Genomic DNA, 26,467 nt, shown 5'->3' on the forward strand with positions numbered 1-26,467 from the left:
GGGATACTCGTGCTCGGTGGTCCCGAATGGTCGCTTTCCTTCGAGAGAGGCAGCCACCTGGGCCCAGCGGACGGGTGAGGGCGGGGATGCCCGAGCTCCTGCGCGGAGTCGATGGCCGGCTCTCTCTTTTGCTGGCTGGGCCCGTACGGTCGCCTCCTCTCGGGTGAGGCGACCATCCGGGCCCAGCGGATGCCGGAGGGCGGCCCGATCAGCGGTGCAGGGAGAACTCCAGGGTCGTGCCCGCCGTGCCGGCTGTGTCGATGGTGAGCCGGATGCCGTCGCCGCGGCGGGCCAACCTGACGCGGTCCGCGTCGTCGCCCTTGACCCTCGTCGCGCGGCTTCCGGCGACGTCGATCACGAGAGTTGCGCCGCTCTGCGTCGGGTCGCTGACCGACATCCGCGTCATGCCCGGCGTGATGCGCGCGATCACGCAGGCCGCACGGTCGGAGGTGAGCGCACCGGCGCTGCCGGCCGCCCAGAAGGCGGCGGCGGTGACGTGCGTCGACAGCTGAATCGCCTGCGCGACGCCGTCGTTGCGGATCATCTGGAAGCGCCGAGAGCGCGCGGCGGCGGCGGTGGCATCGGCATCCGCTCCGGGATGCACGGCATATGCGTACCCGCCGCTCGCCTCGGCGCCCACGCCGTGGGACAGGCTCAGCGTTCCGTACCAGCGGCGCTGCAGCACATCGGTGCCGGCGGCGGCGTTGGTGCTGTTGCGCCGCCAGCTGCCCTCGCGCTCCTCGATCCCGGCCACGAGATCGGCAGGGCCGTCGAGAAGCACATAGCCGCCGACGCCCTCCAGGTGCGCCCACCGCGCCCCTTCGACCGTCTGCCGAGCCGTCACCGCCGTGCCGTCGACGAGCAGCCGGCGCGCGGAAGTGCCGAGATTGCGATGCTCGATGATCGTGCGCACCTCGCCGTCGCTGCGCGTGGAGATGTCCGCGCCCAGGGCGATGTAGGCATCCGGAAGCGTGACCCACATCTTGCGCGCCACCAAGCCCGTCCCTCCGGGAGCGACGAGATGCATGGCGGCGAGGGCGGTGTCTTCGAAGGTGACCCCGCCCGTCCACTCGTTGTCGGGCGTGCGCTCGCCCCACTCGCCCTCGGGGTTGCGCGGCAGCGGGGTCAGATCGACCGTGGTGCCGGGAGGTGCCGCCAGATCGGAGGTCGACCAGAATTCGTCGTCGAAGTGGTCTTCGTCGCCGCGCAGGTACAGGTACGTCATCCCCTGGCTCGTCTTCACCCCTTCGAAGTTCTCGGCTTCGGTGCCCTCGTGCCAGGCGATCCGGTTCGAGCACATCGCCACGGCCAGGGCCCAGGAGGCATCCGCTGAGCGGTGCACCAGCCTGTCCATCGCGGGGAAGAGGTGCGGTCCGGTGGGGTCGGCGACGGTCGATGCATCCGAGCCGAGCAGCTCCGTGACCAGCGAGAGGCGCACGATGCTGGTCGTCGAGGTGATGTTCGCCGCCGAGTTGCTCTCGATCCACTGCCGGCACAGACCGCGCCAGCGCGCCGCGGTCTCGGGGTCGGCGGACTGGGCGAGGCGCAGGGTGTGCTCGATCAGGTCGTTGCCGTTGTTGATGCTGCGCTCGGCGTAGCGGGCCACGGCGCGCCCGCGCACGGCATCCATCATCTGACCGCGGAACATGAGCGGCGCGAAGGATCCTTCGACGAACCCGCTGACGTTGGCCCGGCTGGGATCGGTGACGTCGAACGAGGTTCCGGCGAGCAGGGCGAAGAGCTTGGCCAGCCCGCCCAGCAGCACCAGCCCGTAGGTGCCGGTGTAGCCGATCGTGGAGTGCTGCACGAAGGAGCCGTCGCGGAAGAACCCGTTGCCCCCGGTGACGTACTGCCAGGTGTCGCTCAGCGCGGCGACCGCGGCGCGCAGCAGATCGGGGTCGGGCTGAGCGATGGCGCGCACGATGATCGCCTGGCAGATGTCGACGCGGTTCGCGCCGTCCGACTTCTGCGGCCCAGACGGGTGCTGCTGCATGCTCGGGTCGCGGCCGGGGAGGAAATGGTCGATCGATGCGCAGTACGCGTCGATCGCTGTCCGGTCGAGCTCGTCGTGCAGCAGGGCCATGGTGTTCGCCAGCGGCTGGGCGGCGCCGATGTTCCACGACCACCAGTTACCCCACCACTGCGTTTCGGGGTTGTAGGCGCGCTCGTGCATGTGGGCGAGGCCGCGCAGCGCCGCGTCGAGCACGACCGCCGAGCCCTCGTGCTTCGAGCCCGGTGTCGACCACGACACGGCCAGGTTCTGGATGCCCGAATAGTTCATGCGCATCGCGTTGGACTTGGCGATCTCGGTGGCACCCACCGACCAGTCCTGGTCGGAGAAGTAGCGGGTGGCCGTGGGGCTGACCTTAGCGAGCAGAGCATCCGTGCCCCGATCCATTCGAGCGATCGCCGCGGCGAACGTCGCGGGAGATCCGGTGATGACGCTGCGTCCGGTCAGCGTCTCGATCCAGCGAGCGCGAAGGGCCTCGATCTCTGGCACGCCGACAGCGAGCGGCCGTGCCGCCGCGGTGGCCGACAGGGGACGGGCGGCATCCATGAGCAGTGCCGACGCCACGGCGACGCCGCCGAGCTGCAAGAGGGTGCGACGGGTGGGGCTGAACATGCGAACTCCTTCGGTCGTTGGCAGCGACCCTAGGAGTGGGCAAGGGGAGGATTCAATGTGGACTCCGCGTCTGCGCGCGCCGGCTGGGCCCGAATGGTCGCCTCCTGGCGGATGAGGCCGCCATTCGGGTCCAGCCGGCAGCCGAGGGGGCGGGCTGCTTGTGCTCGGTGGTCCCGCATGGTCGCCTCCTCGCGTGGGAGGCCGCCATTCGGGCCCAGTGGACGGGCACGGGTGGCGGGCGGGACGCGCGAGCGGCCGCTCAGATCAGCGGCAGCGCGTCGTCGTAGGCCGAGCGCGAGAGCGCGGGCTGATCGCCGAACACGCGGGTTATGCCCGGCTCGCTGCGCCAGGCAGGCCAGCCGGGGTCGCCGTCGCGGATGAACGCGACCGCCGCGGCGTGCATCTCGTCGGCGAGGCGTTGGGGAGGATGCTCGCCGGCGATGCGGGTGACATGCGGATCGTCGAGGCAGTCGAACCAGAACGGCACGTCGAGGCAGTGGTACGACCAGCCGTTCGTCGGTGACGCCCAGGCGAACCGGTACGCCCAGGTGCGGGCATCCCGTCGGGTCTCGGCGATCCGCACCACGAGCGAGCGGAACACGCGATCGGTGACGAAACGACCCAGTGCCGCGCCCGCACCCCGTCGCGACCGGTTCGCGCGGCGCCAGCCGCGGCGCAGCGCGTGGGTCTTCTCGACGACCCGCAGCGCGAGCGGCACCGGCACCCAGCGCAGGATGCGCGGGGCGTGGTCGAACACCATCGTGAACTCGTCGTCGGTGGCGCCGAGCAGCAGCGGCTTGTCGGTGCCGACGCCCGCGGCGTACGAGTCGACCGTCGGGCGCGTGATCAGCTCGCCGTCGATCACCGGCCCCCAGGGCAGCCCGTCGGTGAGGGTGGCGGTCGTCGCGGCGAGGCCGGTCTTGCCGAGCAGGGATGCCTCGTACTGACGCCGCGTGAGCTCGCGCTCCTTCACGCCGCGGAACCCGCCGAGCGTCGGTTCGCAGCCGACCATCGACGCGAGGCGCTCGCTGCGCTTGAGCGCACGGTCGCGCGGCAGGTCGCCGAGGGCGCCGCTGATCGAGATGCCCGCACGGAAGAGGTGCTGCGCCTCGGGCATCCCGAGCAGCGTCAGCACCGCCCCGCCGCCGGCCGACTGCCCCGCGACCGTCACGCGCGAGGGGTCACCGCCGAAGACGCTGATGTTGCGCTGCACCCATTCGAGGGCGGCGAGCCAGTCGCGCACGCCGCGATTGTCGGGCGCGCCGTCGATCACCCCGAAGCCGTCGAAGCCGAGGCGGTACGAGATCGCGACCACGACGATCCCGTCGCGCACGAAGGCGCGGCCGTCGTACCAGGGGCTGGCCGACGAGCCCGACGAGTATCCGCCGCCGTGGATCCAGACCAGCACCGGGCGCCCACCGTCGTGAGGATCCTGAGCCTGTCCTCCCCTGGGTCCCTGAGCCTGTCCCCTGGGTCCCTGAGCCTGTCCCCTGGGTCCTTGAGCCTGTCGAAGGGCCGGGGTGAAGACGTTGAGATTCAGGGTCGCCGCGCCAGGGATGCTCGGCTCGGGGATGATCGCGTTCGGCTCCTCCCGGCGCTGCGGCGTCGGGCCGTACTGGGTCGCATCGAGCGGCTCTGTCCACGGTGTGACGGGCTGCGGGGGCTGGAAACGTCGGCGGCCGGTGGGCGGGGCGGCGTACGGGATGCCGAGGAACGCGAGCGATCCGTCCGGCCGGCGGATGCCGCGCACCGGGCCCTCGGCCGTCTGCGCGACCTCTGTCTGCGACTTGTGCTCCACGGAATCAGCGTATCGACCCTCGCCGGGCGAGCTCGGATGCGGCATCCGCTCGACCGCCGCCCCCCACCGCCCGTTTCTTCACCGCCGCGCCGAGCGATCGAACCCCGGGATGGAGAACGCCGGTGTGCGGGTTTGCGCACCGGCGTTTTCCATCCCCGCGAGGCTCACGCCCGCCGACGGGTGTCAGACCGCGTACCCGTCCGCCACCGTCAGGGCCTCGTCGATCGCCGACAGCCCACGCACCAGCTCGTCGTCGGTGATCACGAGCGGCGGGGCGATATGCGTGCGATTGAAGTGCACGAATGGCCAGACCCCCGCCTTCTTCGCCGCCGCGGCGAACGCGCCCATGGGGGCGGCATCCGCACCCGACGCGTTGAACGGCACGAGCGGCTCGCGGGTCTCGCGGTCGCGAACCAGCTCTACGGCCCAGAACAGTCCGCGTCCGCGCACCTCGCCCACACTCGGATGCGTGTCGACCCACGAGCGCACCGTCGGCTCGACGATGCGCTCGCCGAGGTCGCGCACCCGCTCGAGGATCCCGTCACGCGCGAACACCTCGAAGGTGGCGACACCGGCAGCGCACGCCAGCGGATGCCCCGAATAGGTGAGTCCGCCGCCGAACGGCGTCGTGTCGAAGTGCGCGGCGATCCGGTCGGAGATCACGACACCGCCGAGGGGCACGTAGCCCGAGTTCACGCCCTTCGCGAAGGTGACCAGATCGGGCTGCCCGCCGTACGCCTGGAACGCGAACCATTCGCCCATGCGGCCGAACCCGACCATGACCTCGTCGGCGATGTACACGATGCCGTGCCGATCGCACAGCTCGCGCACACCCTGCAGATACCCGGGCGGAGGCACGAGCACGCCGTTCGTGCCGACCACCGATTCGATGATGATGGCCGCGATCGTCGACGGACCCTCCAGCAGAATGGTCTGCTCGAGGTGCTCGAGGGCCCGCTGCGACTCCTCCTGCAGGGTCGACGAGTGGAACGGCGAGCGGTACAGGTACGGTCCGAAGAAGCGCACGGCTCCGGTGTCGCTGACGTCGTTGGCCCATCGCCGCGGGTCGCCGGTGAGCGAGATCGCCGTCGACGTCGAGCCGTGATAGCTGCGGTACATCGAGAGCACTTTGCGCCGACCCGTCGACTGGCGGGCGAGCCGCACCGCGTACTCGTTCGCCTCGGCGCCGCCGTTGGTGAAGAACACCTTCTCGAGACCGTCGGGAGCGACGCCCGCGATCAGCCGGGCGAGCTCTCCGCGCACGTCGTTCGCCACCGACGGCTGAATGGTCGCCAAGCGCCCCGCCTGCTGCTGGATCGCCGCGACGAGATCCGGATGCTGGTGCCCGAGGTTCAGGTTGACCAGCTGGCTCGCGAAGTCGAGGTACGCGTTTCCCGCGTAGTCCCAGAACGTCGATCCCGCTCCGGCTGCGACCGGGACCGGGTCGATGAGCGCCTGCGCGCTCCACGAGTGGAAGACGTGCGCGCGGTCGTCGGCGCGCACCTGCGCCTCGGCCTCGGCATCCGGCAGCGGGTGCGTCGCTCCGTGACGGTCGGTGTACTGGCTCATGATCCTCCTCCTCAGTCGTCGGAACGTCAGTGGTTGCTCGGGAAGCCGAGGTCGACCTGCGCCGGGGTGTGGTCGGGCCAGCGCGTGGTGACCACCTTCGAGCGCGTGTAGAAGTTGATCGACTCCGGGCCGTAGATGTGCGCGTCGCCGAACAGCGAGTCCTTCCAGCCGCCGAACGAGAACGCCCCGACCGGCACGGGGATGGGCACGTTGACGCCGACCATGCCGACCTCGATGTCGAATTCGAACTGGCGCGCGGTGCCGCCGTCGCGGGTGAAGATCGCCGTGCCGTTGCCGTACTGATTGGCGTTGATGAGATCGACGGCCTCGGCGTAGCTGTCGACGCGCACGACCGAGAGCACCGGGCCGAAGATCTCGTCGTCGTAGACCGTCATGCCCGGCTTGACGTCATCGATCAACGAGACGCCGGTGAAGAAGCCGTCGCCGTCGAACGCCTTCTGCGTGCCGTCGACGACCACCGTCGCGCCCTCCGCCGCGGCGCCGGCGACGTAGGAGGCCACCTTGTCGCGGTGCTCGCGGGTGATCAGCGGACCCATCTCGCTTGCCGCGTCGGTGCCGTCGCCGATGCGCAGGTCGGCGATGCGGGAGCGGATGCCGTCGACCAGGTCGTCGGCGATGTCGCCCACGGCGACCAGCACCGACACGGCCATGCAGCGCTCGCCCGCCGAGCCGTACGCGGCCGAGATCGCCGCGGCGACGGCGCCGTCGAGGTCGGCGTCGGGCATGACGACCATGTGGTTCTTCGCCCCGCCCAGCGCCTGCACGCGCTTGCCGTTGGCAGACGCACGCTGGTAGATCGATCGGGCGATCGGCGTCGATCCGACGAAGCTCACCGCGCCGATGTGCTTCGAGTCGAGCAGGGTGTCGACGGCCTCCTTGTCGCCGTTCACGACGTTGAGCACGCCGTCGGGCAGCCCCGCCTCCTGAAACGCCTTCGCCAGCCAGATCGCCGCAGACGGATCCTTCTCGCTGGGCTTGAGCACGACGGTGTTGCCGCACGCGATCGCCGAGGCGACCATCCACAGCGGCACCATCACCGGGAAGTTGAACGGCGTGATGCAGGCGACGACGCCGACCGGCTGCTTGACCGAGTGCACGTCGACACCGCGGGATACCTGCTCGGCGCGCTCGCCCTTGAGGTGGTGCAGCAGGCCGGCGGCGAACTCGACGTTCTCGATGCCGCGCGACACCTCTCCGGCCGCATCCGAGAGCACCTTGCCGTGCTCGCTGGTGACGATCGCGGCCAGCTCATCCGTGCGCTCGGCGAGGATCTGCCGCAGCCGGAAGAACACATCGGCCCGCTTGATGAGACTGGATGCGCGCCACGCCGGCTGCGCGACCTTCGCCGACGCGATCGCCTGCTCGACCTCGTGCACGCCGGCGGCGGCGACCCGGCGGTGCGCCTCGCCGGTGGCGGGGTTGTAGACCGGCAGCGTGCGGTCGGTGGCGCCGGTCTCGGCGCCGTCGATGTAGTGACGGATCGTGGTCACGGGGGTTCTCCTCATCGAGATGATCAAGTCGTTCGCACAGATTGTCCGGCAGGACGATCAGGGTCGCTTCTCATCAAAGCAGTGGGCAGGATGGATGCATGGCTGCAGACAGTCCGGAAGATGACCTCGCTCGGACAGAACGTCCGGACGGTGTCGCGCTGCCGCGCGTGCGCGACGTGCTCGACGCCGGAGTGCTGAGCCGGGGCGACCCGCAGGTGCTCGTCGGCGGCTCCGCGCTCGATGCCCGCGTGCGCTGGGTGCACGTGTCGGACAGCGACGAGGTCGCGGCTCTGCTCGACGGCGGTGAGCTGCTGCTGACGACAGCGGCAGGGTGGCGCGGAACGGATGCCGCGCTGCGCGCGGTCACCGCGAGCCTGGCCGCCGCCGGGGTGGCGGGTGTCGTGCTCGAGCTCGGCACGAGGTTCCCCGTCGCGCCGCCCGCCCTGATCGCGGCATGCCGCGCGCACGGTCTCGCCCTGATCGCCCTGGAGCGCGTGGTCAAGTTCGTGGCGGTCACCGAGGCGGTGCACCGGCGCATCATCGCGGGGCAGTGGGAGGCGCTGCAGGAACGGCAGCGCCTGCACGAGCTGTTCACCGCCCTGACGTTGCGCGGAGCCCCGGCCGACACGGTCGTGCACGCCGCCGCGCAGACGCTGGGTGCGCCGGTCGTGCTCGAGACGCCGAGCCGCGAGGTGGTCACCGCCGAGCTGTGGGGGCAGACGGCGAGCGACGCGCTCGCTGACTGGCCGGCGCGCTCGCGGTCCGGACGCGGACTGCTCGCGGTGCCGGTCGAGGCCCGCGGCGTGCGCTGGGGCACCCTCGTCGCGCTGCCGGGGCCCGAGCATCCGGCAGGACGGACGACCGTGCTCGAGCTCGCCGCGACCGCTCTCGCGCTCGCGCGGCTGGCGGACGGACCCGACGACTGGGCGGCGCTGCCCGCGCGCGAGCTCGTCGACGCCGTGCTGAACGGGCGGCACACCGGCGACGACGACGTCGCCGCCCGGATGGAGGCCGCGGGGCTGCCGGTGCGTGGTCGCGCGCTGTGCGTGCTGGTCGCGGAGGGGGCGGATGCCGAGGTGCTGGATGCCCTGATCGCCGCGCTCGCCGCCGACGGGTCCACGCGCGCGACGATCCGCACGCTGGGCGCGGTGCACGACGGCGCGGTGGTGGTGCTCGTGTCGACCGCCGCGGGCATCCGGTCGGCAGCGCTGCGCCGCGCCGCGGACGCGACCGGACTCGGTCTCGCCGTGGGCCCCGAGGTCTCGACGGTCGCTCAGCTGCTGGCATCCATCCGCCCGACTCGTCTGCTCGCCGCTCGTCTGCGCACGGGTGAGGTGCGCCGCGTCGACGACCGTCCGCTCACGCGTCTCGTCACCGAGCTGGGCGACGACCACCGGCTGCAGGAGCATGCCGAGCGCCTGCTCGCGCCGCTGATCCAGCACGACGAGCAGCATCGGGGTGACCTCGTGCGCGTGCTCGGGGCGGTGGTGGCGCATCCCGGCAGCCGTACGGCCGCGGCGACGGCCTCGCACCTGTCGCGGTCGGTGTTCTATCAGCGCCTCGCGGTGATCTCGGATCTGCTCGGGGCCGACCTCGACGACGGCGAGACTCTCGCGGCCCTGCACCTCGCCCTGCTGGCCCGCGGCTGACCGCGCCGGTGCGCGCACAGAACGGGGGCCGACACTCCAGATGTCGGACACATCCTGCGAATCCGTCCGACATCTGGAGTGTCGGCCCCGAAGTGGCACCTCCGAGGAGGCCGGTGCCGCCACCAGGGCGGGCCGCCGTCAGGCGATGTACACCTTGCGCAGCGTCTCGTGCACGGTCCACAGGGTCTGCATCCCGGCCTCCAGACGCACGACGGAACCCGCGCGCACGTCGATCGACGGCATCGCCGGCTCGATGACGTCGATCCGCGCGCTGCCCGCGAGCACGATGAACACCTCGTCGATCTCGGTGTCGACCGCGGCGCCCTCGGTCATCTCCCAGATGCCCAGTTCGACTCCGGCGAACGTGCCGAGCTCCCGGATGCCGACAGCAGGCGCCCCCGCGCGAACCGCGTCCGCGGACAGCGAGTCTCGTGCGAGCGGCTCGTGCAGGGCATCCGTCACGATTGCGGCGCGATCCAACGGCAGGCTCACGAGTCGAACCCCATGCCGACGGCGTCGAGGGTCTTCAGCAGCAGGTCGCGCTTGCCCTCGTTGTGGTCGGCGCGATCCATCGACCGGCGCACGAGGTTCACGCCGATCGCGGCGGCCGGCTCGGGTGGGAACGGGATCGGGCGGGTTCGCACCATCTCGAGCTCGGTGCGCTCGGTCGTGAGCCCGGCGAGCTCGTCGAGCATGACGTCGGCGGCGAACCGGCTCGCGCCGACGCCGAGGCCGGTGAACCCCGTCGCGTACGCGACGCGCCCCCCGCGGGCTGTGCCGAAGAACGCGCAGAAGCGGCTGCACGAGTCGATCGCGCCCGCCCAGCGGTGCGTGAAACGCAGGCCTTCCAGCTGCGGGAACGTCGTGAAGAAGTGCGAGGCGAGCCGGCGGAAGCTCTCGGGGCGCTTCTCGTACTCGGCACGCACCTTGCCGCCGAAGTGATAGATCGCGTCGTAGCCGCCGAACAGGATGCGGTTGTCGGCGCTGAGGCGGTAGTAATGGAACTGGTTGGCGCTGTCGGCCAGCCCCTGCCTGTTCCGCCAGCCGATCGACCGCAGCTGCTCGCCGTTGAGCGGCTCGGTCATCAGCACGTAGTCGTAAACCGGCACGGTCATCAGCCGGTTGCGCCTGAGCAGCGACGGGAACACGTTGGTGGCCAGGGCGACGTGGTCGGCGGTGACGGTCGCCCCACCGGCGACGGTGACGGTCTGGCGAGCAGTTCCGCGGATGCCGGTGACGCGGCTGCGCTCGTGGATCACGACCCCCAGTTCGGTGGCCACCCGCGCCAGCTCCACCGCGAGCTTCGCCGGGTGGATCATCGCGCACCCGTCGCGGTCCCAGTTGCCGGCCAGATAGGTGGGGGAGTGCACCTCGGCGCGCACGGCATCCTGATCCAGGAAGCCGTCGCCCTGCATCCAGTCGATCTGATGCGGCTCGACGGCGACGGCGAGCTGTCCCGTGCGCTCCCAGTCGACGTCCATGCCATACCGCTCGACCGACTGCTGGATGCCGTCGAGGTTCTCGAGCCCGAGCCGCTCGAGCTGCTCCATCTCGCCCGGCCAGCGGTTCATGCCGTTCTCGTAGCCGTGGGTGAGGCTGGCCTCGCAGAAGCCGCCGTTGCGACCGGATGCCGCCCATCCGATCCGCGCAGCCTCGAGCACGATGACCGAGCGCTGCGGGTCGCGCTCCTTGGCGCGCACGGCCGTCCAGAGCCCGGCGTATCCGCCGCCGACGATGACGAGGTCGGCGCGGGTGCTCGCCGTGAGCGCCGGATAAGCGGGCCGCTCGACGTCGTCGAGCCAGAAGGTCGCGTGCGTGGTGTCGCGCAGGGCGGCGTCGATCAGGCTGTCGCGCGGGCGCGAGCGTTCGAACACGGTGGTGCCCATGGTTCTCGTTCTCTCGTGAGGAGGGTCGAGCCGGATGTCAGCGCGTGCCCCAGTTGTAGAAGTCCTTGTGCAGGCCGGCGTAGATGAGGCTCTCGGTGTGCTCGACCCCGGGAATCGCGCGCACGCGCATCGACACCAGCTCGAGCAGGTCTTCATCGGTCTCGCAGATGGCCTCGGCGAGCACGTCGAAGGTGCCCAGAGTGACGACGACGTACGCGATCTCGTCGAACGCCTTGACGGCCTCGGCGACCTCGCGCGGATCGCCGGAGGTGCGGATGCCGATCATCGCCATCCGCGCGAAGCCGAGCTGCCGGGGGTCGGTGACCGCCACGATCTGCATGACGCCCGCGTCGGTGAGGCGCTGCACGCGCTGCCGGACCGCGGCTTCGCTGAGACCGACCACGCGGCCGATCTCGGCGTAGGGCCGGCGACCGTCCTGCTGCAGCAGCTCGATGATCCGCTTCGAGACATCATCCAGCGTCGCGGTCTTCAGCTTGTCAGTCATGCGCCGATCCTGACATGAGAACGCGGCGCGTGCAACCGGATCCGAAGAAAAAAGCGGGAAAAACTCCCGAATCCGCAGAATGGATGGGTATGGTGGCCGCATGGCGACGACGACACTGCAGAACCACATCGCCGGCTCGCCGCGCCATGCGCACGGCACCGGAACCCTCGACCTCATCGATCCGGCCACCGAAGAGGTGTACGGCCGGATCCCGCTGTCCGACGAGCACGACCTCGACGCAGCCTACGCGGCCGCGGCGGCGGCCTTCCCGATCTGGCGCGACAAGACACCGGCCGAGCGGCAGCTGGCGCTGTTCCGGATCGCGGATGCCATGGCGTCCCGCGCCGAGGAGTTCGCCGACCTCGAGTCGCAGGACACCGGCAAGCCGCGCGCGACCCTCGTCGCGGACGAGATCGCGCAGTCGATCGACCAGCTGCGCTTCTTCGCCGGCGCCGCCCGCAGCCTCGAGGGGCGCGCCGCCGGCGAGTACGCCGCAGGGCACACCTCGTACGTGCGTCGCGAGCCGATCGGCGTGATCGGTCAGGTGACGCCGTGGAACTATCCGCTGAACATGGCGGTGTGGAAGATCGCCCCTGCGCTCGCCGCGGGGAACACTGTGGTGCTCAAGCCCGCGGAGTCGACCCCGCTGTCGACGCTTCTGCTGGCTGAGATCGTCGCCGAGCACACGCCCGCCGGCACGCTGAACGTCGTGCTCGGCGACCGCGACACCGGCGCCGCCCTCGTCGCGCACCCCGTGCCGCAGATGGTCGCCATCACCGGATCGGTGCGGGCGGGCATGGCGGTGGCATCATCGGCGGCGAACGATCTGAAGCGTGTGCACCTCGAGCTGGGCGGGAAGGCGCCCGCGATCGTCTTCGATGACGCATCGATCGAGAAGGCGGTGGATGCCATCGTCACCGCCGCGTTCTTCAATGCCGGGCAGGACTGCACCGCGGCGACCCGCGTGATCGCGCACGCGTCGGTGCACGACGAGCTGGTGCGCGCCCTGGTCGAGCGCACGCGCACGCACGCGCGCACCGGCGGGCCGCACGAGGAGGGTGTGCTGTACGGTCCGCTCTCGAGCGCGGCGCAGCTCGCCCAGGTGCAGGGCTTCATCGACCGGCTGCCCGCGCATGCCACGATCGAGACCGGCGGGCGCCGCCAGGGCGACAAGGGCTGGTTCTTCGAGCCGACGATCGCGTCGGGCATGCGGCAGGACGACGAGGCCGTGCAGAACGAGATCTTCGGACCGGTGCTCACCGTGCAGCCGTTCGACACCGACGACGAGGCGCTCGCGATGGCGAACGGCGTGCGCTACGCGCTCGCCGCGTCGGTCTTCACGCGCGATCACACCAGGGCGATGCGCTTCACGCGCGACCTCGACTTCGGCTGCGTCTGGGTGAACACGCACATCCCGTTCGTGTCGGACATGCCGCACGGCGGGTTCAAGCACTCCGGTTACGGCAAGGACCTCTCGCAGTACGGCTTCGACGACTACACCCGCATCAAGCACGTGATGAGCGTGCTCGACTGACTCAGGCGAGCCGCACAGCCCCGCGCCGAGCCGTCTCAGGCGTCGCGTCGCGGGCCGTCGGCGGGATGCACGGTGAACACGTGCGGTGCGCCGAATCCTGCATCCGCGAACGCCCGGGCGACGGCATCCGCCACCTGGCCGACGGCATCGCGCTCGACGAGCGCGATCGCGGCGCCGCCGAAGCCGCCGCCGGTCATCCGCGCCCCGACCGCGCCGTGCGCGAGCGCCGTCTCGACGGCGAGGTCGAGCTCGGGAACCGAGATCTCGAAGTCGTCGCGCATCGACGCGTGCGAGGCGACCAGCAGGTCGCCGATCGCCCGCGGGCCGTCGGATCCGAGCACGCGCACGGTGTCGAGCACCCGCTGGTTCTCGGTGATCACGTGACGCACGCGGCGGAACGTGACGTCGTCCATCAGCTCTGCGGCGCGCGGCAGGTCGGACTCGGCCGCGTCGCGCAGCGACGGGATGCCCAGCAGCGCCGCGCCGCGCTCGCAGGCGTCGCGCCGCTCGCGATACCCGCCCGTGGAGTGCGAGTGGCTCACCTGCGTGTCGATGACGAGCACCTCGAGGCCCTCACCGGTGAACCCGGTGGGTACCGACTCGGTCGCCAGCGAACGGCAGTCGATGAACGTCGCGGCGTCCGGACGGCCGAGCATCGATGCCATCTGGTCCATGATCCCGGTGGGCGCCCCGACAGCCTCGTTCTCGGCGCGTCGGCCGACCTGCGCGAGGGCGACGGGGTCGAGGTCGAGCTTCCAGAGGTCGTTCAGGGCGGATGCCACCGACCCCTCGATCGCCGCGGACGATGACAGCCCCGCCCCGACCGGCACGTCGGATGCGATCGCGATGTCGACTCCGCGCAGCGGTGCCTCGGGAGCCGCGAGCTGGAGGGCCCAGGCGACGCCGAGCACGTACGCAGACCACTCCGGCACGGCGGGCCGAGCCTGCCCATCGGGTCCGTGAGCCTGCCCATTGGGTCCCTGAGCCTGTCGAAGGGCCGGGAACAGCACCTCGAGGTCTTTCAGACCCACCTCGACCGGCTCCGCGGCGAAGGTCGACGTCACGCGGACGCGGTCGTCGTCACGCAGCCGCGCCGCGGCGAACGTGCGGTGCGGGATCGCGAACGGCAGCACGAAGCCCTCGTTGTAGTCGGTGTGCTCGCCGATGAGGTTCACCCGGCCCGGCGCCGACCAGACGCCCTCGGGATCGCGGCCGCTGAGCTCGGTGAACAGCGTGCGGGCGGCGTCAAGAGCGCTCATGCGGTGACCTCGGGAACGGATTCGATGGCGGTGCGGAGGCGCTCGGCGGCGACCTCGGGAAGGATCTCGGCGGTCCACGCGCCCATCGCGGCCTCGGACCCGGCGAGGAACTTCAGCTTGTCCTCCGCGCGACGCGGGCTGGTCAGCTCGAGGCGCATGCGCACGGTGTCGCGGCCGGTGTTCACGGGGGCCTGGTGCCATCCGGCGATGTAGGCCGTGGGGGTCGAGTACAGGGCATCCGCTCCCCGCAGCAGACGCAGGTACAGCGGGGCGAGCTCGTCGCGCTCGGCGTCGGTGAGAGCGGCGAAGTCGGGCGCGTGGCGGTGCGGCATGAGCTGCACCTCGAGCGGCCAGCGGGCCGCGAACGGCACGAAGGCGGTCCAGTGCTCGCCCTGCAGCACGACGCGGTCGGAGTCGCGCTCGGAATCGAGGATGCGCGTCATGAGGTCGGGCGCGGTGCGGTGGATGCTGTCGAGCAGCCGCTGCGTGCGGGGGGTGACGTACGGGTAGGCGTAGATCTGCCCGTGCGGGTGCGGCAGCGTGACGCCGATCGCCTCGCCGCGGTTCTCGAACGGGAACACCTGCTGGATGCCGGGCAGCGCCGACAGCGCCGCGGTGCGATCGGCCCACGCCTCGATAACCGTGCGTGCGCGGGTGACCGACTGCGTGCCGAACGACCCCTCGTGGTCGGGGCTGAAGCACACCACCTCGCAGCGGCCGATGCTCGTGCGCGTGCGACCCAGGCCGAGCTCGGCGAGATCGTCGAGTCCGCGCGGGGAGTTGCGCGCCGCGGGCACGTCGCCGACGGCCTCGGCCAGCGCGGGCCCGAAAGCGGGGGAGCGGTTCTCGAAGACCGCGACGTCGTAGTTCGCCGGCACCTCGGACGGATTGCTGGGCGTCTGCGGAGCCAGCGGGTCGGAGTCGGCGCTCGGCATCATGACCCGGTTCTGACGCGCGGTGGCGAAGCTGATCCAGTCGCCGGTGAGGACGTCCTGTCGCATCGTCGCCGTCTCGGGCCTCGCGTCGAGCGTGCGGGCGTCGATGGCCCGGTCGGCGCCGAGGGTCGTGCCCGGATCGTCGTAGTAGAACAGCTCGCGCCCGTCGGCCAGGCGGGTGGCGCGGGTGATGACGCCGGCGCCGAGCTCGGCGGTTCGCGTCTCGGGAGACTCTGGTGTGTTCACGTCAACACACTACCGCGCACGCCGTGGTAACGTCAACATTCCCGAGCTGTGCTCTCGAGTCGGAGGAGACCGGATGCCGCACCCCGCGCGCGTGTCGATGGCGATGGTCGCCCAGCGGGCGGGCGTCTCGGGTCAGACCGTCTCCCGCGTCGCGAACGGCAGCCCCAGAGTCGATCCCGAGACCAGGGCCCGCGTCGAACAGGCCATGGCCGAGCTCGGCTACCGCCCGAACCGCGCGGCGCGCGCCCTGCGCACCGGCCGCAGTCAGACCCTCGGCCTCGTCGCGCAGACCCTCGCCACGGTCGGCAACTCCCGCATGCTGCAGGCCGTCGCCGACGCGGCGGCATCGCGCGGCTACGCGCTGACCGTGCTCACCCTGGGGGCGGATGCCGACATCGCCGGCGCGTTCGATCGCCTCGACGATCAGGGCGTCGACGGCGCCATCGTGCTGAACGAGGCCACCGCGCTGGCGCGCGACGCGGCATCCGCAGGTCTGCGCCTGGTCGTCGTCGACTCGCCGGCCGACGAGCGCTTCACCGTGATCGGCACCGACCACGCTGCGGGCGCTCGCGACGCGACCGAGCATCTGCTGCGCGCCGGGCATCGCACGGTGCACCACCTCGCCGGGCCGTCCGGCTCGTTCGCCGCAGCCGAGCGCGAGCGCGGCTGGCGCGAGGCGCTCGCCGCGGCGGGCATCGAGAGGCCCGACGTGGTGCGCGGCGACTGGAGTGCGGCATCCGGCTTCGAATCCGTGGGGCGCATGCCGGCATCCGGCGTCACCGCGATCTTCGCCGCGAACGACCAGATGGCGCTCGGGGCGCTGCGGGCGCTCGCCGAATCCGGGCGCCGCGTGCCCGACGACGTCGCCGTGATCGGCTTCGACGACATCGCCGACGCGGCCGACTTCCAGCCTCCGCTGACGACCGTGCGTCAGGACTTCGACGCTCTGGGCGAGCAGGCGGTCGCCGCCCTCGTGGAGTGGATCGAGGGCGCGCGACCGGCCGATCTGCTGCTGGCCCCCGTGCTGATCCGCCGGGCGAGCGCCTGACGCGCTCAGAACTCGAGCATCACCTTGATCGCGCGGCGCTCGTCCATCGCGCGATAGCCCTCGGCCGCGTCGTCGATCGGCAGCGTCCGGTCGAACACCGCGCCCGGGTCGATCTCGTCGCGCATGATCCTGTCGATCAGATCGGGCAGGAAGCGGCGCACCGGCGCGGGCCCGCCGTGCAGGTGGATGCCCGAGAGGAACAGCTCCTGACCGTCGAGGCTCACCCCGTGCGAGACGCCGACGAATCCGACGTGGCCGCCGGCGCGGGTGGAGCGGATGGCCTGCTGCATCGCCTCCTGCGTGCCGACCGCCTCGATGGTGGAGTGCGCGCCGTAGCCGCCCGTCATCTCCTTGATCGCCGCGACCCCGGCATCCCCTCGCGCCTCGACGATGTCGGTCGCACCGAAGCGACGGGCGAGCGCCTGGCGATCGGCATGCCGCGACATCGCGATGATGCGCTCGGCCCCCAGCTGCGACGCGGCGAGGATGCCGAGCAGACCGACCGCCCCGTCGCCGACCACGGCCACCGTCTTGCCGGGGCCCGCCTCGGCCGCGACCGCTGCGAACCACCCCGTGCCGAGCACGTCGGATGCGGCGAGCAGGCTGCGACGGCGCTCGGGCGTGATGTCGCCCGTGACCTTCACGAGCGTCCCATCCGCCCACGGGATCCGCGCGTACTCGGCCTGCGTGCCGATCGATCCCATCCCGACGACGTGGATGCATCGCGACTGATAGCCGGCCAGACAGATCTCGCAGGTGTTGTCGGATGCCATGAACGAGCCGACCACGAAGTCGCCCACCTCGATGTCGCGCACCTCGGCGCCGATCCGCTCGACGACGCCGATGTACTCGTGGCCCATTCGCGACGGCCGCCTCAGCGGCGAGATGCCGCGGTACGGCCACAGATCCGAGCCGCAGATGCAGGCGGCGTCGACGCGGATGATCGCATCGGTGGGCTTCACCAGCTCGGGGGTCGCGACGTCTTCGACCCGGACATCGCCGGGTCCGTGCATGATCACTGCGCGCATGCGTCTACTCCACCACTCCGCGGGCCGGAATGCGAGGGATCGTCGACCCTCGCTGCGCCGGGCGAACGGCGACGGCCGGCCGCCGGTATCCTGATCGGGTGAGTGCGCATCCGGACCGTCGTTTCCCGCGCTCGGTGTTCGGGCAGGGCAGCGAGCCCGATGTGCGCTTCTCGCTCGCGAACGAGCGCACCTTCCTCGCCTGGACCCGCACTGCGCTCGCGCTGATCGCCGGTGGCGTCGCACTCGAGGCGCTCGCGCTCGACATGTACGCCCCGCTGCGTCTGGCCGCGTCGCTCGTGCTCATCATCACGGGCATCGTGCTGCCGATCATCGCCTGGGTGGAGTGGTCGCGGGTGGAGCGGGCCATGCGGCTCGGCCGGCCGCTGCCACAGCCTCCCACCGGGATCGTGCTCGCGGTCGCGGTGGTCGCGTCGGGCGTGCTCGTGCTGCTCGCCGTGCTGCGATGAGCGATCGCGCCGACGGATCCCAGCCCGGACGGTCGTGGTCCGGCCCGTTCGACGCCGGTCTGCAGCTCGAGCGCACCTCGCTGTCGTGGCGACGCACCGCGCTGTCGCTCGCGGTCGGATCGCTCATCTCGCTGCGCGTGCTTCCGCTCTGGCTGGGCGGCGTGCAATGGGTGATTCCGGGCATGATCGGTCTGCTGGCGGCATCCCTCCTCTGGCGGGTCTCGCGCCGCCGCCATCACGCCTTCATGGACGACGTCGGGCGCGGCCGCGCCCCGCGCGTGGCCGGCGCGGGCGCGCTGGTCGCGCTCACCGCGGGGGTGGCGGTGGCAGGGATGCTGGGCCTCGCCGCCGTGCTCACCGTCTCGATCTGACGGCGACGCGGCGCTCGCTACCGACTCACGGTGCGGAACCCGGCGTTGCCCATCGACGAATCCGGGGTGTTCTGCGAGCGGGCCGAGTTGCGGTAGCGGTTGCAGTACGACGCGTGGCAGAGGTAGCTGCCTCCGCGCAGCACCCGCGACTGCCCGCGCTCCGGCCCGGTCGGGGCGTGCGACGGCGAGACGCGGTAGTACCCGGGGGAGAACCAGTCGGATGCCCACTCCCACACGTTGCCGACCATCTGCCACAGTCCGTACCCGTTGGGCTCGAACGAGCGCACCGGCGCGGTGGTCAGCCAGCCGTCCTCGAGGGTGTTGACCCGCGGGAACTCGCCCTGCCAGATGTTCGTGCGCCAGCCGCCGTCGTCGACCTCGTCATCGCCCCACGGGTACGTGCGCTGCTCGAGACCGCCGCGCGCGGCGTACTCCCACTCGGCCTCGGTGGGCAGTCGCCGCCCCGCCCAGTCGCAGTACGCCTGCGCGTCGTTCCAGCTGATGTGCACCACCGGGTGATCGCCCAGCCCGTCGATGCTCGAGCGCTGACCGCCGGGACGACGCCAGTCGGCGGCGCGCACGCCGATCCACCACGGGGTCTGCGGCGGCCGGCCCAGCACGTCGTCGTCGTCGGCGGCGAGGGCGAGATGGAACACCGCCGAGAAGCCGAACTCCTCGGCCTCGGTGCGGTAGCCGGTGTCGTCGACGAAGCGCGCGAAGTCGTCATTGGTCACGCTCGTGGCATCCATCGAGAACGCGTCGAGCGACACCCGGTGCAGCGGCACCTCGCCGTCGGCGGCGTTGCGGTCGCCCGAGGAGTCCCCCATGACGAACGATCCGGCCGGCACGATCACCTGCGGCACGGCGTGCTGCGACGATCCCGCCGCGGGCGCGGCGCCGCGGCGCAGCGACACCGTCGCGAAAGCCGACCGAGAGGGCGTGCCGCAGCCGCACGAGCATCCAGCATCCACAACGCATCCTTCCGACACCACCCGACCGTGCGGATGACCGTCCATCGAGCCTATCCGGGGCGCTGGGCCGACGTGCGGGGAATAGTTGATCTCCGGCAATAGTTGATGACTGTCAACGATCAGTGATACCGTTGCGAAAGATCAACAATCTTCGAGGAGCTGCACCTTTTGACCTCTCTTTCCTCTCCGTCCTCACACGCGCCGACCACCCGCTCGGCGCGTGAGGTGTTCACCGCCATCTCGGGCCTCATCGTCGGCATGTTCGTCGCCGTGCTCTCGGGCACCGTGATCTCGACCTCGATGCCGGTCATCATCGCCGATCTCGGCGGAACGCAGGCGCAGTACACGTGGGTGATCACCGCCAGCCTGCTGGCCACCGCGGTCTCCACCCCGATCTGGGGCAAGCTCGCCGACCTGCTCGACCGCAAGGTGCTCGTGCAGCTCTCGCTCGTGCTGTTCACCGTTGGCACGGTGATCTCGGGCTTCTCCACCGACACGAACATGCTCATCGCCGTGCGCGTCGTGCAGGGTGTCGGCGTCGGCGGACTGATGTCGCTGGTCATGGTCGCGGTCGCCCTCATCATCTCGCCCCGCGAGCGCGGCAAGTACATGGGCGTGGTCGGCGGAATCATGGCGTTCGCGACGATCGGCGGGCCGCTGCTGGGCGGCTTCATCACCGACGTGTGGGGCTGGCGCGCAAACTTCTTCGTGGGCGTGCCCTTCGCCGTTCTCGCGCTCGTGCTGCTGCAGTTCACCCTGCACCTGCCCAAGCCGCAGAACGTCAAGGTCTCGATCGACTACCTCGGCATCGCACTGCTCGCCGTGGGTGTCTCGGCGCTGCTGATCTGGGTCTCGATGGGCGGCTCGCAGTTCGAGTGGGACTCGTCGACCAGCTACGTGCTCGGCATCGGCGCCGCCGTCGTGATCGCCGCGTTCATCGCGGTCGAGTTCTTCGTTTCCGAGCCGATCGTGCCGATGACGCTGTTCAAGAACCGCACGTTCACGCTGTCGGTGATCGCATCGATCGCGATCGGCGTGTCGATGTTCGCCACGTCGGTGTTCCTCGCGCAGTACTTCCAGCTCGCCCGCGGCGCGACGCCCACGGAGTCGGGTCTGATGACGATCCCGATGATCGTCGGCCAGATGGGCGCGTCGATCATCATCGGTCAGCTCGTCAGCCGCTTCGGCAAGTGGAAGGGCTGGATGATGCTGGGCTCGGTGCTCACCCTCGTCGGGGTGTCGCTGATGTCGACGCTGCGCTGGGACACCCCGTTCGTCCTCGTCGCGATCTACATGTTCGTGCTGGGTGCGGGCCTCGGCATGGTGATGCAGAACCTGACCCTGATCGTGCAGAACGACACGCCCCCGCAGCAGCTGGGTGCCGCGTCGTCGGGCGTGAACTTCTTCCGCACCATCGCCGGCACCATCGGCGTGACCATCATGGGCTCCATCCTCGCCACCAACGTCGGCTCGTACATCAAGGACGACCTCGGCTCGTTCGTCCCGAAGTCGCCCGACGAGGTGAGCGCCCTGAAGTCGCTCGGCTCGGGCAACGTCCCCGACGTGTCGTCGCTGCCCGCCAGCATCCGACAGGTGGTGGAGTCGGCCTACGGTCTCGGTATCGCCGACGCCTTCGTGATCGCCGTGCCGCTGGCCGTGATCGGCGTGATCGCGATCGCCTTCATCCGCAACAAGCCGCTGTCGACGAAGAACTCCGCCGAGCAGCTGCGCGAGCAGGCCGAGGGGTCGGCGATCGAGGTCGCCGAGGCCGAGGTCGGCGGGTCGACCGGCAGCATCCGCGTGGTCGAGAACGACGGACGCGTGCGGGAGCAGGTGCGCTGAGATGCAGACGCAGAGCGTCGACGAGGCGCTGGCCGACTTCCAGGGGCATCTGAACCTCATCTTCGCTCGCGCGAAGACGCTGTGGCGCGAGTCGGCGGCGCGCATGCACCCCGACCTGCAGCCTTCCGGATACAAGCTGCTGGCGTACATCGCCCGCACGGGCGGCGCGAACGCCCACCAGCTGGCCGAGCTGTTCGAGATGGACAAGTCGATGGTGAGCCGTCAGATCCGGATGCTCGAGGAGTTCGGCCTGCTCGAGTCGCGCCCCGACGAGCGCGACGGGCGGCTGCGGGTGCTCACCGCCACGACCGAGGCGCAGGAGAAGCTCGCCCAGCTGCGGGCCGAGAACGCCGAGCGGATGCGCGCGGTGCTCGCCGAGCTGACACCCGATGAGGTGCAGGCCGCATCGAAGGCGTTCCGCCTGCTCGCCGAGGTCTGAGCCGCCGCGGCGCGCTCCGTTACCGATCGCGTGCGGGGTCAGTTGTGCCCGGTTCCGGCGCCGGATGCGTACGCAGGTGACCTCCCACCCGCGCCTCTCGGCGCGGTCGCGGGGCGACTGCGGGGCCGACACGCCGCGGTTTAGGCTGGCGAGGTGAGCGACACCGCGGCTGATCCGCCTGCCACCGAGGGGCCTCTCGACGGCGCGGCCCTCGACGACGCCGTGCACCGCGTCGAGCGCGAGCTCGGCCGGCTGTTCGCGCGGATCCGCGTCGGGTGGCGTGAGGCGGCGGTGACCGTGCATCCCGAGCTGCAGCCGCTGGGTTACCAGGTGCTCGTCTCGATCGTGAACGGCCTCGGCAGCGCCGGCGAGATCATCGACCGCCTGCAGACCGACAAGTCGGCGGTGAGTCGCCAGGTGAGTCGTCTCACCGAGCTGGGGCTGGTGGAGAGCATCCGGGATGCCGATGACCGGCGCGCGCGACGCCTGGTCGCCACGCCCCTGGCGGTCGAACGGGTCGCCGCGGCCCGGGCGGCGTACGAGAGTCGCCTCGGCGAGCGCCTGCGGCGTTGGTCGGCCGAGGACCTCGACCACTTCGCTGACCTGCTCGACGGCCTCGCCGGCTGAGCGAGGTTGCGACCGCGCCGAGAAGATGCTTCTATGTGGGAAAGCGTTTACCCACTCTTCTCCGGCGGGACTCTCCGACGGGATTCGACCCTTCACAGAACGGACCACCATGACTGACGTGCGCGAGATCGGCATCATCATGAACGGCGTCTCCGGACGCATGGGCTACCGGCAGCACCTGGTGCGCTCGATCCTCGCGATCCGCGACCAGGGCGGCATCGAGCTGCCCGACGGATCGAAGGTCACCGTCAAGCCGCTGCTCGTCGGCCGCAGCGAGGCGAAGCTCGCCGAGCTCGCCGCCAAGCACGGCATCGACGACTACACGACCGACCTCGATGCCGCGCTCGCAGACCCGCAGTGGGAGATCTACGCCGACTTCCTGGTGACGAAGGCTCGGGCATCCGCGATCCGCAAGGCCATCGCCGCCGGCAAGGCGATCTACACCGAGAAGCCCACCGCCGAGTCGCTCGACGAGGCGCTCGAACTCGCCCGCCTCGCCGAGCAGGCGGGCGTCAAGACCGGCGTCGTGCACGACAAGCTCTACCTGCCGGGCCTGCAGAAGCTCAAGCGCCTGATCGACTCGGGCTTCTTCGGCCGCATCCTCTCGGTGCGCGGCGAGTTCGGCTACTGGGTGTTCGAGGGCGACTGGCAGCCCGCGCAGCGCCCCAGCTGGAATTACCGCACCGAAGACGGCGGCGGCATCATCAGCGACATGTTCCCGCACTGGAACTACGTGCTCGAGAACCTCTTCGGCGAGGTGAAGAGCGTCTACGCTCAGGCGGCCGTGCACATCGCCGACCGCTGGGACGAGAACGGCGAGCATTACACCGCCACGGCTGAAGACGCCGCCTACGGCATCTTCGAGATCGAGGGCGGCGTGATCGCCGAGATCAACTCGTCGTGGACCGTGCGTGTGAACCGCGACGAGCTCGTCGAGTTCCAGGTCGACGGCACGCACGGCTCGGCCGTGGTCGGGCTGTTCGGCTGCAAGATCCAGCCGCGCAACGCCACCCCGAAGCCGGTCTGGAACCCCGACCTCGAAGACACCCACGACTACGACGCCGACTGGCAGAACGTGCCCACCAACGACGTGTTCCTCAACGGGTTCCGCCAGCAGTGGGAGGAGTACCTCACCTCGTACGTGCTCGGCACCGACTACCCGTTCGACCTGCTCGCCGGTGCGCGCGGCGTGCAGTTCGCCGAGGCGGGCCTCACCTCGAGCGCCGAGGGCCGCAAGGTCGCCATCGAGAAGCTGGCGCTGTGACCACGCTGCGCCTGCTCTCGGCATCCGGAGAGCTCTCCGACGCCGCGCTCAACGACGCGGGCGCGTACACGCGCCCGACCTCGCCGCTGGGCTCCCGCGTCGCGTACGCGGCGGCGCACGTCGTGCCGAAGGTGCACGCCGACAACACCCCCGGCCGGCCCGCCGACATCGACTGGGACGCCACGCTCGCGTTCCGCCGCAACGTGTACTCGTGGGGGCTGGGTGTGGCGGATGCCATGGACACCGCCCAGCGCAACATGGGCCTCGACGCGGCCGCGACGCGCGAGCTGATCGCCCGCAGCGCCGAGGTGGCGCGCGAGGAGGGCGGCTCGGTCGTGGTCGGCGTGAACACCGACCACGTCGACGAGACGCGCATCTCGCTGCAGCAGGTCATCGACGCCTACATCTCGCAGCTCGAGTTCACCGAGCAGCAGGGCGCCGGCCCGGTGCTCATGGCATCGCGTCACCTCGCCCGCGTCGCGGAGTCGGCCGACGACTACCGCCGCGTGTACCGGGCCGTGCTCGAGCGCGCCACGACCCCGGTCGTGCTGCACTGGCTGGGCACCGCGTTCGACCCCGAGCTGGAGGGCTACTTCGGATCGACCGAGTGGCCCGAAGCGGCCGAGGTGCTGCTCGACATCATCAACGAGAACCCGGCGAAGATCGCCGGCGTGAAGATGAGCCTGCTCAACGCCGAGAGTGAGATCTCGGTGCGCGAGCGCCTGCCCTCCGCCCAATCAACGCAGGGCGTGCGCATGTTCACCGGTGACGACTTCAACTACGTCTCGCTGATCGGCGACTCGCAGGTGGGGCGGCGTTCCTACTCCGACGCGCTGCTCGGCGCGTTCGCCGCGATCACACCGGTGGCCTCGGCGGCGATCCAGGCGCTCGACGACGGCGATGACGCGGCCTACCGCCGCATCCTCGGTCCCACCGAAGAGCTCAGCCGCCAGATCTTCGCCGCGCCGACCTTCTACTACAAGACCGGCGTCGCGTTCCTGTCGTGGCTGAACGGCCACCAGCCGGCGTTCCAGATGGTCGGCGGCCTGCACTCGGCGCGCAGCCTGCCGCACCTCTCGCGCATCGTCGAGCTCGCCAACGACTCGCTCGCCCTCGAGAGCCCCGAGCTGGCGCGCGAGCGCTGGCACGGGATGCTGACGCTGAACGGACTGGACGCATGACCGCACCCGACCCGCGCCTGTCGATCAACCAGGCGACCATCAAATACGCCGACCTCGCCACCGCCCTGCGGGTGACCGCCGATGCCGGCGTGCAGTCGATCGGGCTGTGGCGGGAGCCGGTGAACGAGGTCGGCCTCGACACCGCCGCGAAGATGCTCACCGATTCGGGGCTGCGCTTCTCGACCCACTGCCGCGGAGGGTTCTTCACCCTCCCGGCCGGACCCGAACGCGACGCCGCGCTCGAAGACAACCGCCGGGCGATCGACGAGACGGCCGCCCTGGCCGCGGCGGGGGCCGACGGCTCCACCGCCGTGCTCGTGCTGGTCGCGGGCGGCCTGCCCGAGGGGTCGCGCGACCTGATCGGCGCGCGCGAGCGGGTTCGGGATGCCGTCGGCGTGCTCGCGCCGTACGCCCAGAGCGCCGGGGTCACCCTGGCGATCGAGCCCCTGCATCCGATGTTCGGCTCGGACCGCTGCGTGGTGACCACACTCGGCCAGGCGCTCGACATCGCCGCCGACTTCGACGCCGACGTGGTCGGGGCCGCGGTCGACACGTTCCACATCTGGTGGGACCCGCAGGTGTATGAGCAGATCGCCCGCGCGGGGCGCGAGGGCCGCATCTCGACGTACCAGGTGTGCGACTGGAAGACGCCGTTCCCCGCCGACGTGCTGCTCTCGCGGCACTACATGGGCGACGGGATCATCGACTTCGCCTCGCTCACCCGCGCGGTAGCCGAGACCGGGTACGACCGCGACATCGAGGTGGAGATCTTCAACGCCGACATCTGGTCGGATGCGCCCGAGAAGGTCGTCGCACGCACGGCGGATGCGTTCGCCGCCACGGTCTCACCGCACCTGTGATCGCGCGATGTGATTTCGTAGGGGTGTCGGCATCGTCGGGGAGGCGCGCATGATCAGAGCGGGACTGTGCTCGGTGACGTTCCGGCAGCTCGCCGCCGAGGAGGTCGTCGCGCGGGCGGCCGCCGCCGGCCTCGAGGTGATCGAGTGGGGCGGCGACGTGCACGTGCCGCCCGGCGATGCCGAGCGCGCCGCGCAGGTCGCGGCGGCGACGACGGATGCGGGACTCGCGGTGTGCTCGTACGGCTCGTACTTCCGCGCCGGTGCCGACGAGCCGCTCACGCCGATCATCGACAGCGCCGAGGCGCTGCGCGCCGACCGCGTGCGCATCTGGGCCGGTCGCACGGGTTCGGCGGATGCGACGCCGCAGCACTACGCGCAGGCCGTCGCGCGGCTGCGGGATGCCGTCGCCGAGGCGTCCGAGCGCGGCATCATGCTGGCGCTGGAGTTCCACCGGCGCACGCTTGCCGACACGCCGGCGGCGACGCTGCGGCTGCTCGCCGACGTCCCGGGGCTGTCGACCTACTGGCAGCCCACGGTCGACGCGCCCGACGAGGTCGCGCTGCACGAGTTCGAGCAGGTCGCCGCGCACACCAGCGCCGTGCACGTGTTCTCGTGGTGGCCGTTCGACACGCGGCTGCGCCTGAGCGAGCGGGCGAGCCTCTGGCATCCGCTCTTCGTCGCGGCGTCGGCGCAGCCGGTGCCGCCGCGCGACGCGCTGCTCGAGTTCGTCGTCGACGACGACCCCGCCCTGCTGCCGTCCGAAGCGGCCACCCTGCTCGCCCTGCTGGGGCGCGACGGTGCGTCCGCAGCGGCCGACCCGGTGACGGGTCGGCCTGCCGGGCGTCGCTAGGCTG

General features: G+C 70.9%; 23 protein-coding genes. 12 read left to right on the forward strand and 11 right to left on the reverse strand.

Annotation, left to right across the window (positions count from 1 at the left end; all coding sequences use genetic code 11):
• Positions 1-208: 208 nt before the first annotated feature.
• The 4 genes from ACWIDW_RS06665 to ACWIDW_RS06680 form a co-directional block, all read right to left on the reverse strand.
• Positions 209-2,623: a polysaccharide lyase 8 family protein gene (locus ACWIDW_RS06665; protein ID WP_454123955.1), complete on the reverse strand. Its 2,415-nt coding sequence runs from the start codon at positions 2,621-2,623 to the stop codon at positions 209-211.
• Positions 2,624-2,882: 259 nt separating this feature from the next.
• Positions 2,883-4,421 (reverse strand): carboxylesterase/lipase family protein, encoded by a 1,539-nt coding sequence (locus ACWIDW_RS06670; RefSeq protein WP_454123956.1) that lies wholly within the window; start codon positions 4,419-4,421, stop codon positions 2,883-2,885.
• Between the two features lie 183 nt (positions 4,422-4,604).
• Positions 4,605-5,990 carry an aminotransferase class III-fold pyridoxal phosphate-dependent enzyme gene (locus ACWIDW_RS06675; protein ID WP_454123958.1) on the reverse strand — a complete coding sequence of 462 codons (1,386 nt, stop codon included), beginning with the start codon at positions 5,988-5,990 and terminating at the stop codon, positions 4,605-4,607.
• A gap of 26 nt (positions 5,991-6,016) precedes the next feature.
• A complete protein-coding gene (locus ACWIDW_RS06680) occupies positions 6,017-7,501 on the reverse strand; it encodes a CoA-acylating methylmalonate-semialdehyde dehydrogenase (protein WP_454123960.1) in 1,485 nt (494 codons plus the stop codon).
• A 98-nt stretch (positions 7,502-7,599) separates the two neighbouring features.
• Between ACWIDW_RS06680 and ACWIDW_RS06685 the strand changes: the two genes are divergently transcribed.
• On the forward strand, positions 7,600-9,150 hold the full coding sequence (locus tag ACWIDW_RS06685; RefSeq protein ID WP_454123962.1) for a PucR family transcriptional regulator: 1,551 nt from the start codon (positions 7,600-7,602) through the stop codon (positions 9,148-9,150).
• A gap of 138 nt (positions 9,151-9,288) precedes the next feature.
• On the opposite strand, the gene ACWIDW_RS06690 is transcribed toward ACWIDW_RS06685, so the two are convergent.
• The 3 genes from ACWIDW_RS06690 to ACWIDW_RS06700 are packed head-to-tail and all read right to left on the reverse strand — an operon-like array spanning position 9,289 to position 11,541.
• Entirely contained in the window at positions 9,289-9,642 is a 354-nt protein-coding gene (locus ACWIDW_RS06690; protein ID WP_454123964.1) for a cupin domain-containing protein, read from the reverse strand.
• The gene (locus ACWIDW_RS06695) at positions 9,639-11,036 is read right to left on the reverse strand and encodes an NAD(P)/FAD-dependent oxidoreductase (protein ID WP_454123966.1); all 1,398 of its coding nucleotides are present in this window, start codon (positions 11,034-11,036) and stop codon (positions 9,639-9,641) included. Before ACWIDW_RS06695 ends, ACWIDW_RS06690 begins: the two co-directional genes overlap by 4 nt.
• Positions 11,037-11,073: 37 nt before the next feature.
• Positions 11,074-11,541, reverse strand: a complete 468-nt coding sequence (locus ACWIDW_RS06700) for an Lrp/AsnC family transcriptional regulator (protein WP_454123968.1) — start codon at positions 11,539-11,541, stop codon at positions 11,074-11,076.
• 100 nt (positions 11,542-11,641) lie between these two features.
• Between ACWIDW_RS06700 and ACWIDW_RS06705 the strand changes: the two genes are divergently transcribed.
• On the forward strand, positions 11,642-13,075 hold the full coding sequence (locus tag ACWIDW_RS06705) for a gamma-aminobutyraldehyde dehydrogenase (RefSeq protein ID WP_454123970.1): 1,434 nt from the start codon (positions 11,642-11,644) through the stop codon (positions 13,073-13,075).
• 35 nt (positions 13,076-13,110) lie between these two features.
• On the opposite strand, the gene galK is transcribed toward ACWIDW_RS06705, so the two are convergent.
• Complete coding sequence (gene galK / locus ACWIDW_RS06710; protein WP_454123972.1) at positions 13,111-14,334, reverse strand: galactokinase; 1,224 nt, start codon at positions 14,332-14,334, stop codon at positions 13,111-13,113.
• On the reverse strand, positions 14,331-15,515 hold the full coding sequence (gene galT, locus ACWIDW_RS06715; RefSeq protein ID WP_454123973.1) for a galactose-1-phosphate uridylyltransferase: 1,185 nt from the start codon (positions 15,513-15,515) through the stop codon (positions 14,331-14,333). Before galT ends, galK begins: the two co-directional genes overlap by 4 nt.
• A gap of 73 nt (positions 15,516-15,588) precedes the next feature.
• Here galT and ACWIDW_RS06720 point away from each other — a divergent pair, with 73 nt between their 5' ends.
• Positions 15,589-16,563 (forward strand): LacI family DNA-binding transcriptional regulator, encoded by a 975-nt coding sequence (locus ACWIDW_RS06720; protein ID WP_454123975.1) that lies wholly within the window; start codon positions 15,589-15,591, stop codon positions 16,561-16,563.
• 5 nt (positions 16,564-16,568) lie between these two features.
• Here the strand turns inward: ACWIDW_RS06720 and ACWIDW_RS06725 are convergent, their stop codons facing one another.
• A complete protein-coding gene (locus tag ACWIDW_RS06725) occupies positions 16,569-17,591 on the reverse strand; it encodes a zinc-dependent alcohol dehydrogenase family protein (protein ID WP_454123976.1) in 1,023 nt (340 codons plus the stop codon).
• A 98-nt stretch (positions 17,592-17,689) separates the two neighbouring features.
• On the opposite strand from ACWIDW_RS06725, the gene ACWIDW_RS06730 reads away from it, so the two are divergent.
• A complete protein-coding gene (locus tag ACWIDW_RS06730) occupies positions 17,690-18,058 on the forward strand; it encodes a YidH family protein (protein WP_452322706.1) in 369 nt (122 codons plus the stop codon).
• Positions 18,055-18,429, forward strand: a complete 375-nt coding sequence (locus ACWIDW_RS06735; RefSeq protein WP_454123979.1) for a DUF202 domain-containing protein — start codon at positions 18,055-18,057, stop codon at positions 18,427-18,429. The genes ACWIDW_RS06730 and ACWIDW_RS06735 overlap by 4 nt, the downstream gene beginning before the upstream one ends.
• 17 nt (positions 18,430-18,446) lie before the next feature.
• On the opposite strand, the gene ACWIDW_RS06740 is transcribed toward ACWIDW_RS06735, so the two are convergent.
• The gene (locus tag ACWIDW_RS06740) at positions 18,447-19,445 is read right to left on the reverse strand and encodes a formylglycine-generating enzyme family protein (RefSeq protein WP_454123980.1); all 999 of its coding nucleotides are present in this window, start codon (positions 19,443-19,445) and stop codon (positions 18,447-18,449) included.
• 180 nt (positions 19,446-19,625) lie between these two features.
• Here ACWIDW_RS06740 and ACWIDW_RS06745 point away from each other — a divergent pair, with 180 nt between their 5' ends.
• The 7 genes from ACWIDW_RS06745 to ACWIDW_RS06775 all read left to right on the forward strand — a co-directional run bounded on the left by ACWIDW_RS06745 (position 19,626) and on the right by ACWIDW_RS06775 (position 26,463).
• Complete coding sequence (locus tag ACWIDW_RS06745; protein WP_454123982.1) at positions 19,626-21,242, forward strand: DHA2 family efflux MFS transporter permease subunit; 1,617 nt, start codon at positions 19,626-19,628, stop codon at positions 21,240-21,242.
• A 1-nt stretch (position 21,243) separates the two neighbouring features.
• Positions 21,244-21,681, forward strand: coding sequence for a MarR family winged helix-turn-helix transcriptional regulator (locus ACWIDW_RS06750; protein ID WP_454123984.1), 438 nt, complete (start codon positions 21,244-21,246; stop codon positions 21,679-21,681).
• Positions 21,682-21,834: 153 nt separating this feature from the next.
• A complete protein-coding gene (locus tag ACWIDW_RS06755) occupies positions 21,835-22,308 on the forward strand; it encodes a MarR family transcriptional regulator (protein WP_454123986.1) in 474 nt (157 codons plus the stop codon).
• A 109-nt stretch (positions 22,309-22,417) separates the two neighbouring features.
• Positions 22,418-23,572, forward strand: a complete 1,155-nt coding sequence (locus ACWIDW_RS06760) for a Gfo/Idh/MocA family protein (RefSeq protein WP_454123988.1) — start codon at positions 22,418-22,420, stop codon at positions 23,570-23,572.
• Complete coding sequence (locus tag ACWIDW_RS06765) at positions 23,569-24,753, forward strand: dihydrodipicolinate synthase family protein (protein WP_454123989.1); 1,185 nt, start codon at positions 23,569-23,571, stop codon at positions 24,751-24,753. Before ACWIDW_RS06760 ends, ACWIDW_RS06765 begins: the two co-directional genes overlap by 4 nt.
• Complete coding sequence (locus ACWIDW_RS06770; RefSeq protein ID WP_454123990.1) at positions 24,750-25,613, forward strand: sugar phosphate isomerase/epimerase family protein; 864 nt, start codon at positions 24,750-24,752, stop codon at positions 25,611-25,613. Before ACWIDW_RS06765 ends, ACWIDW_RS06770 begins: the two co-directional genes overlap by 4 nt.
• A 49-nt stretch (positions 25,614-25,662) precedes the next feature.
• Positions 25,663-26,463, forward strand: a complete 801-nt coding sequence (locus tag ACWIDW_RS06775) for a sugar phosphate isomerase/epimerase family protein (protein WP_454123992.1) — start codon at positions 25,663-25,665, stop codon at positions 26,461-26,463.
• Positions 26,464-26,467 lie beyond the last annotated feature (4 nt).

The organism is Microbacterium sp. NPDC055312, from assembly GCF_053645675.1.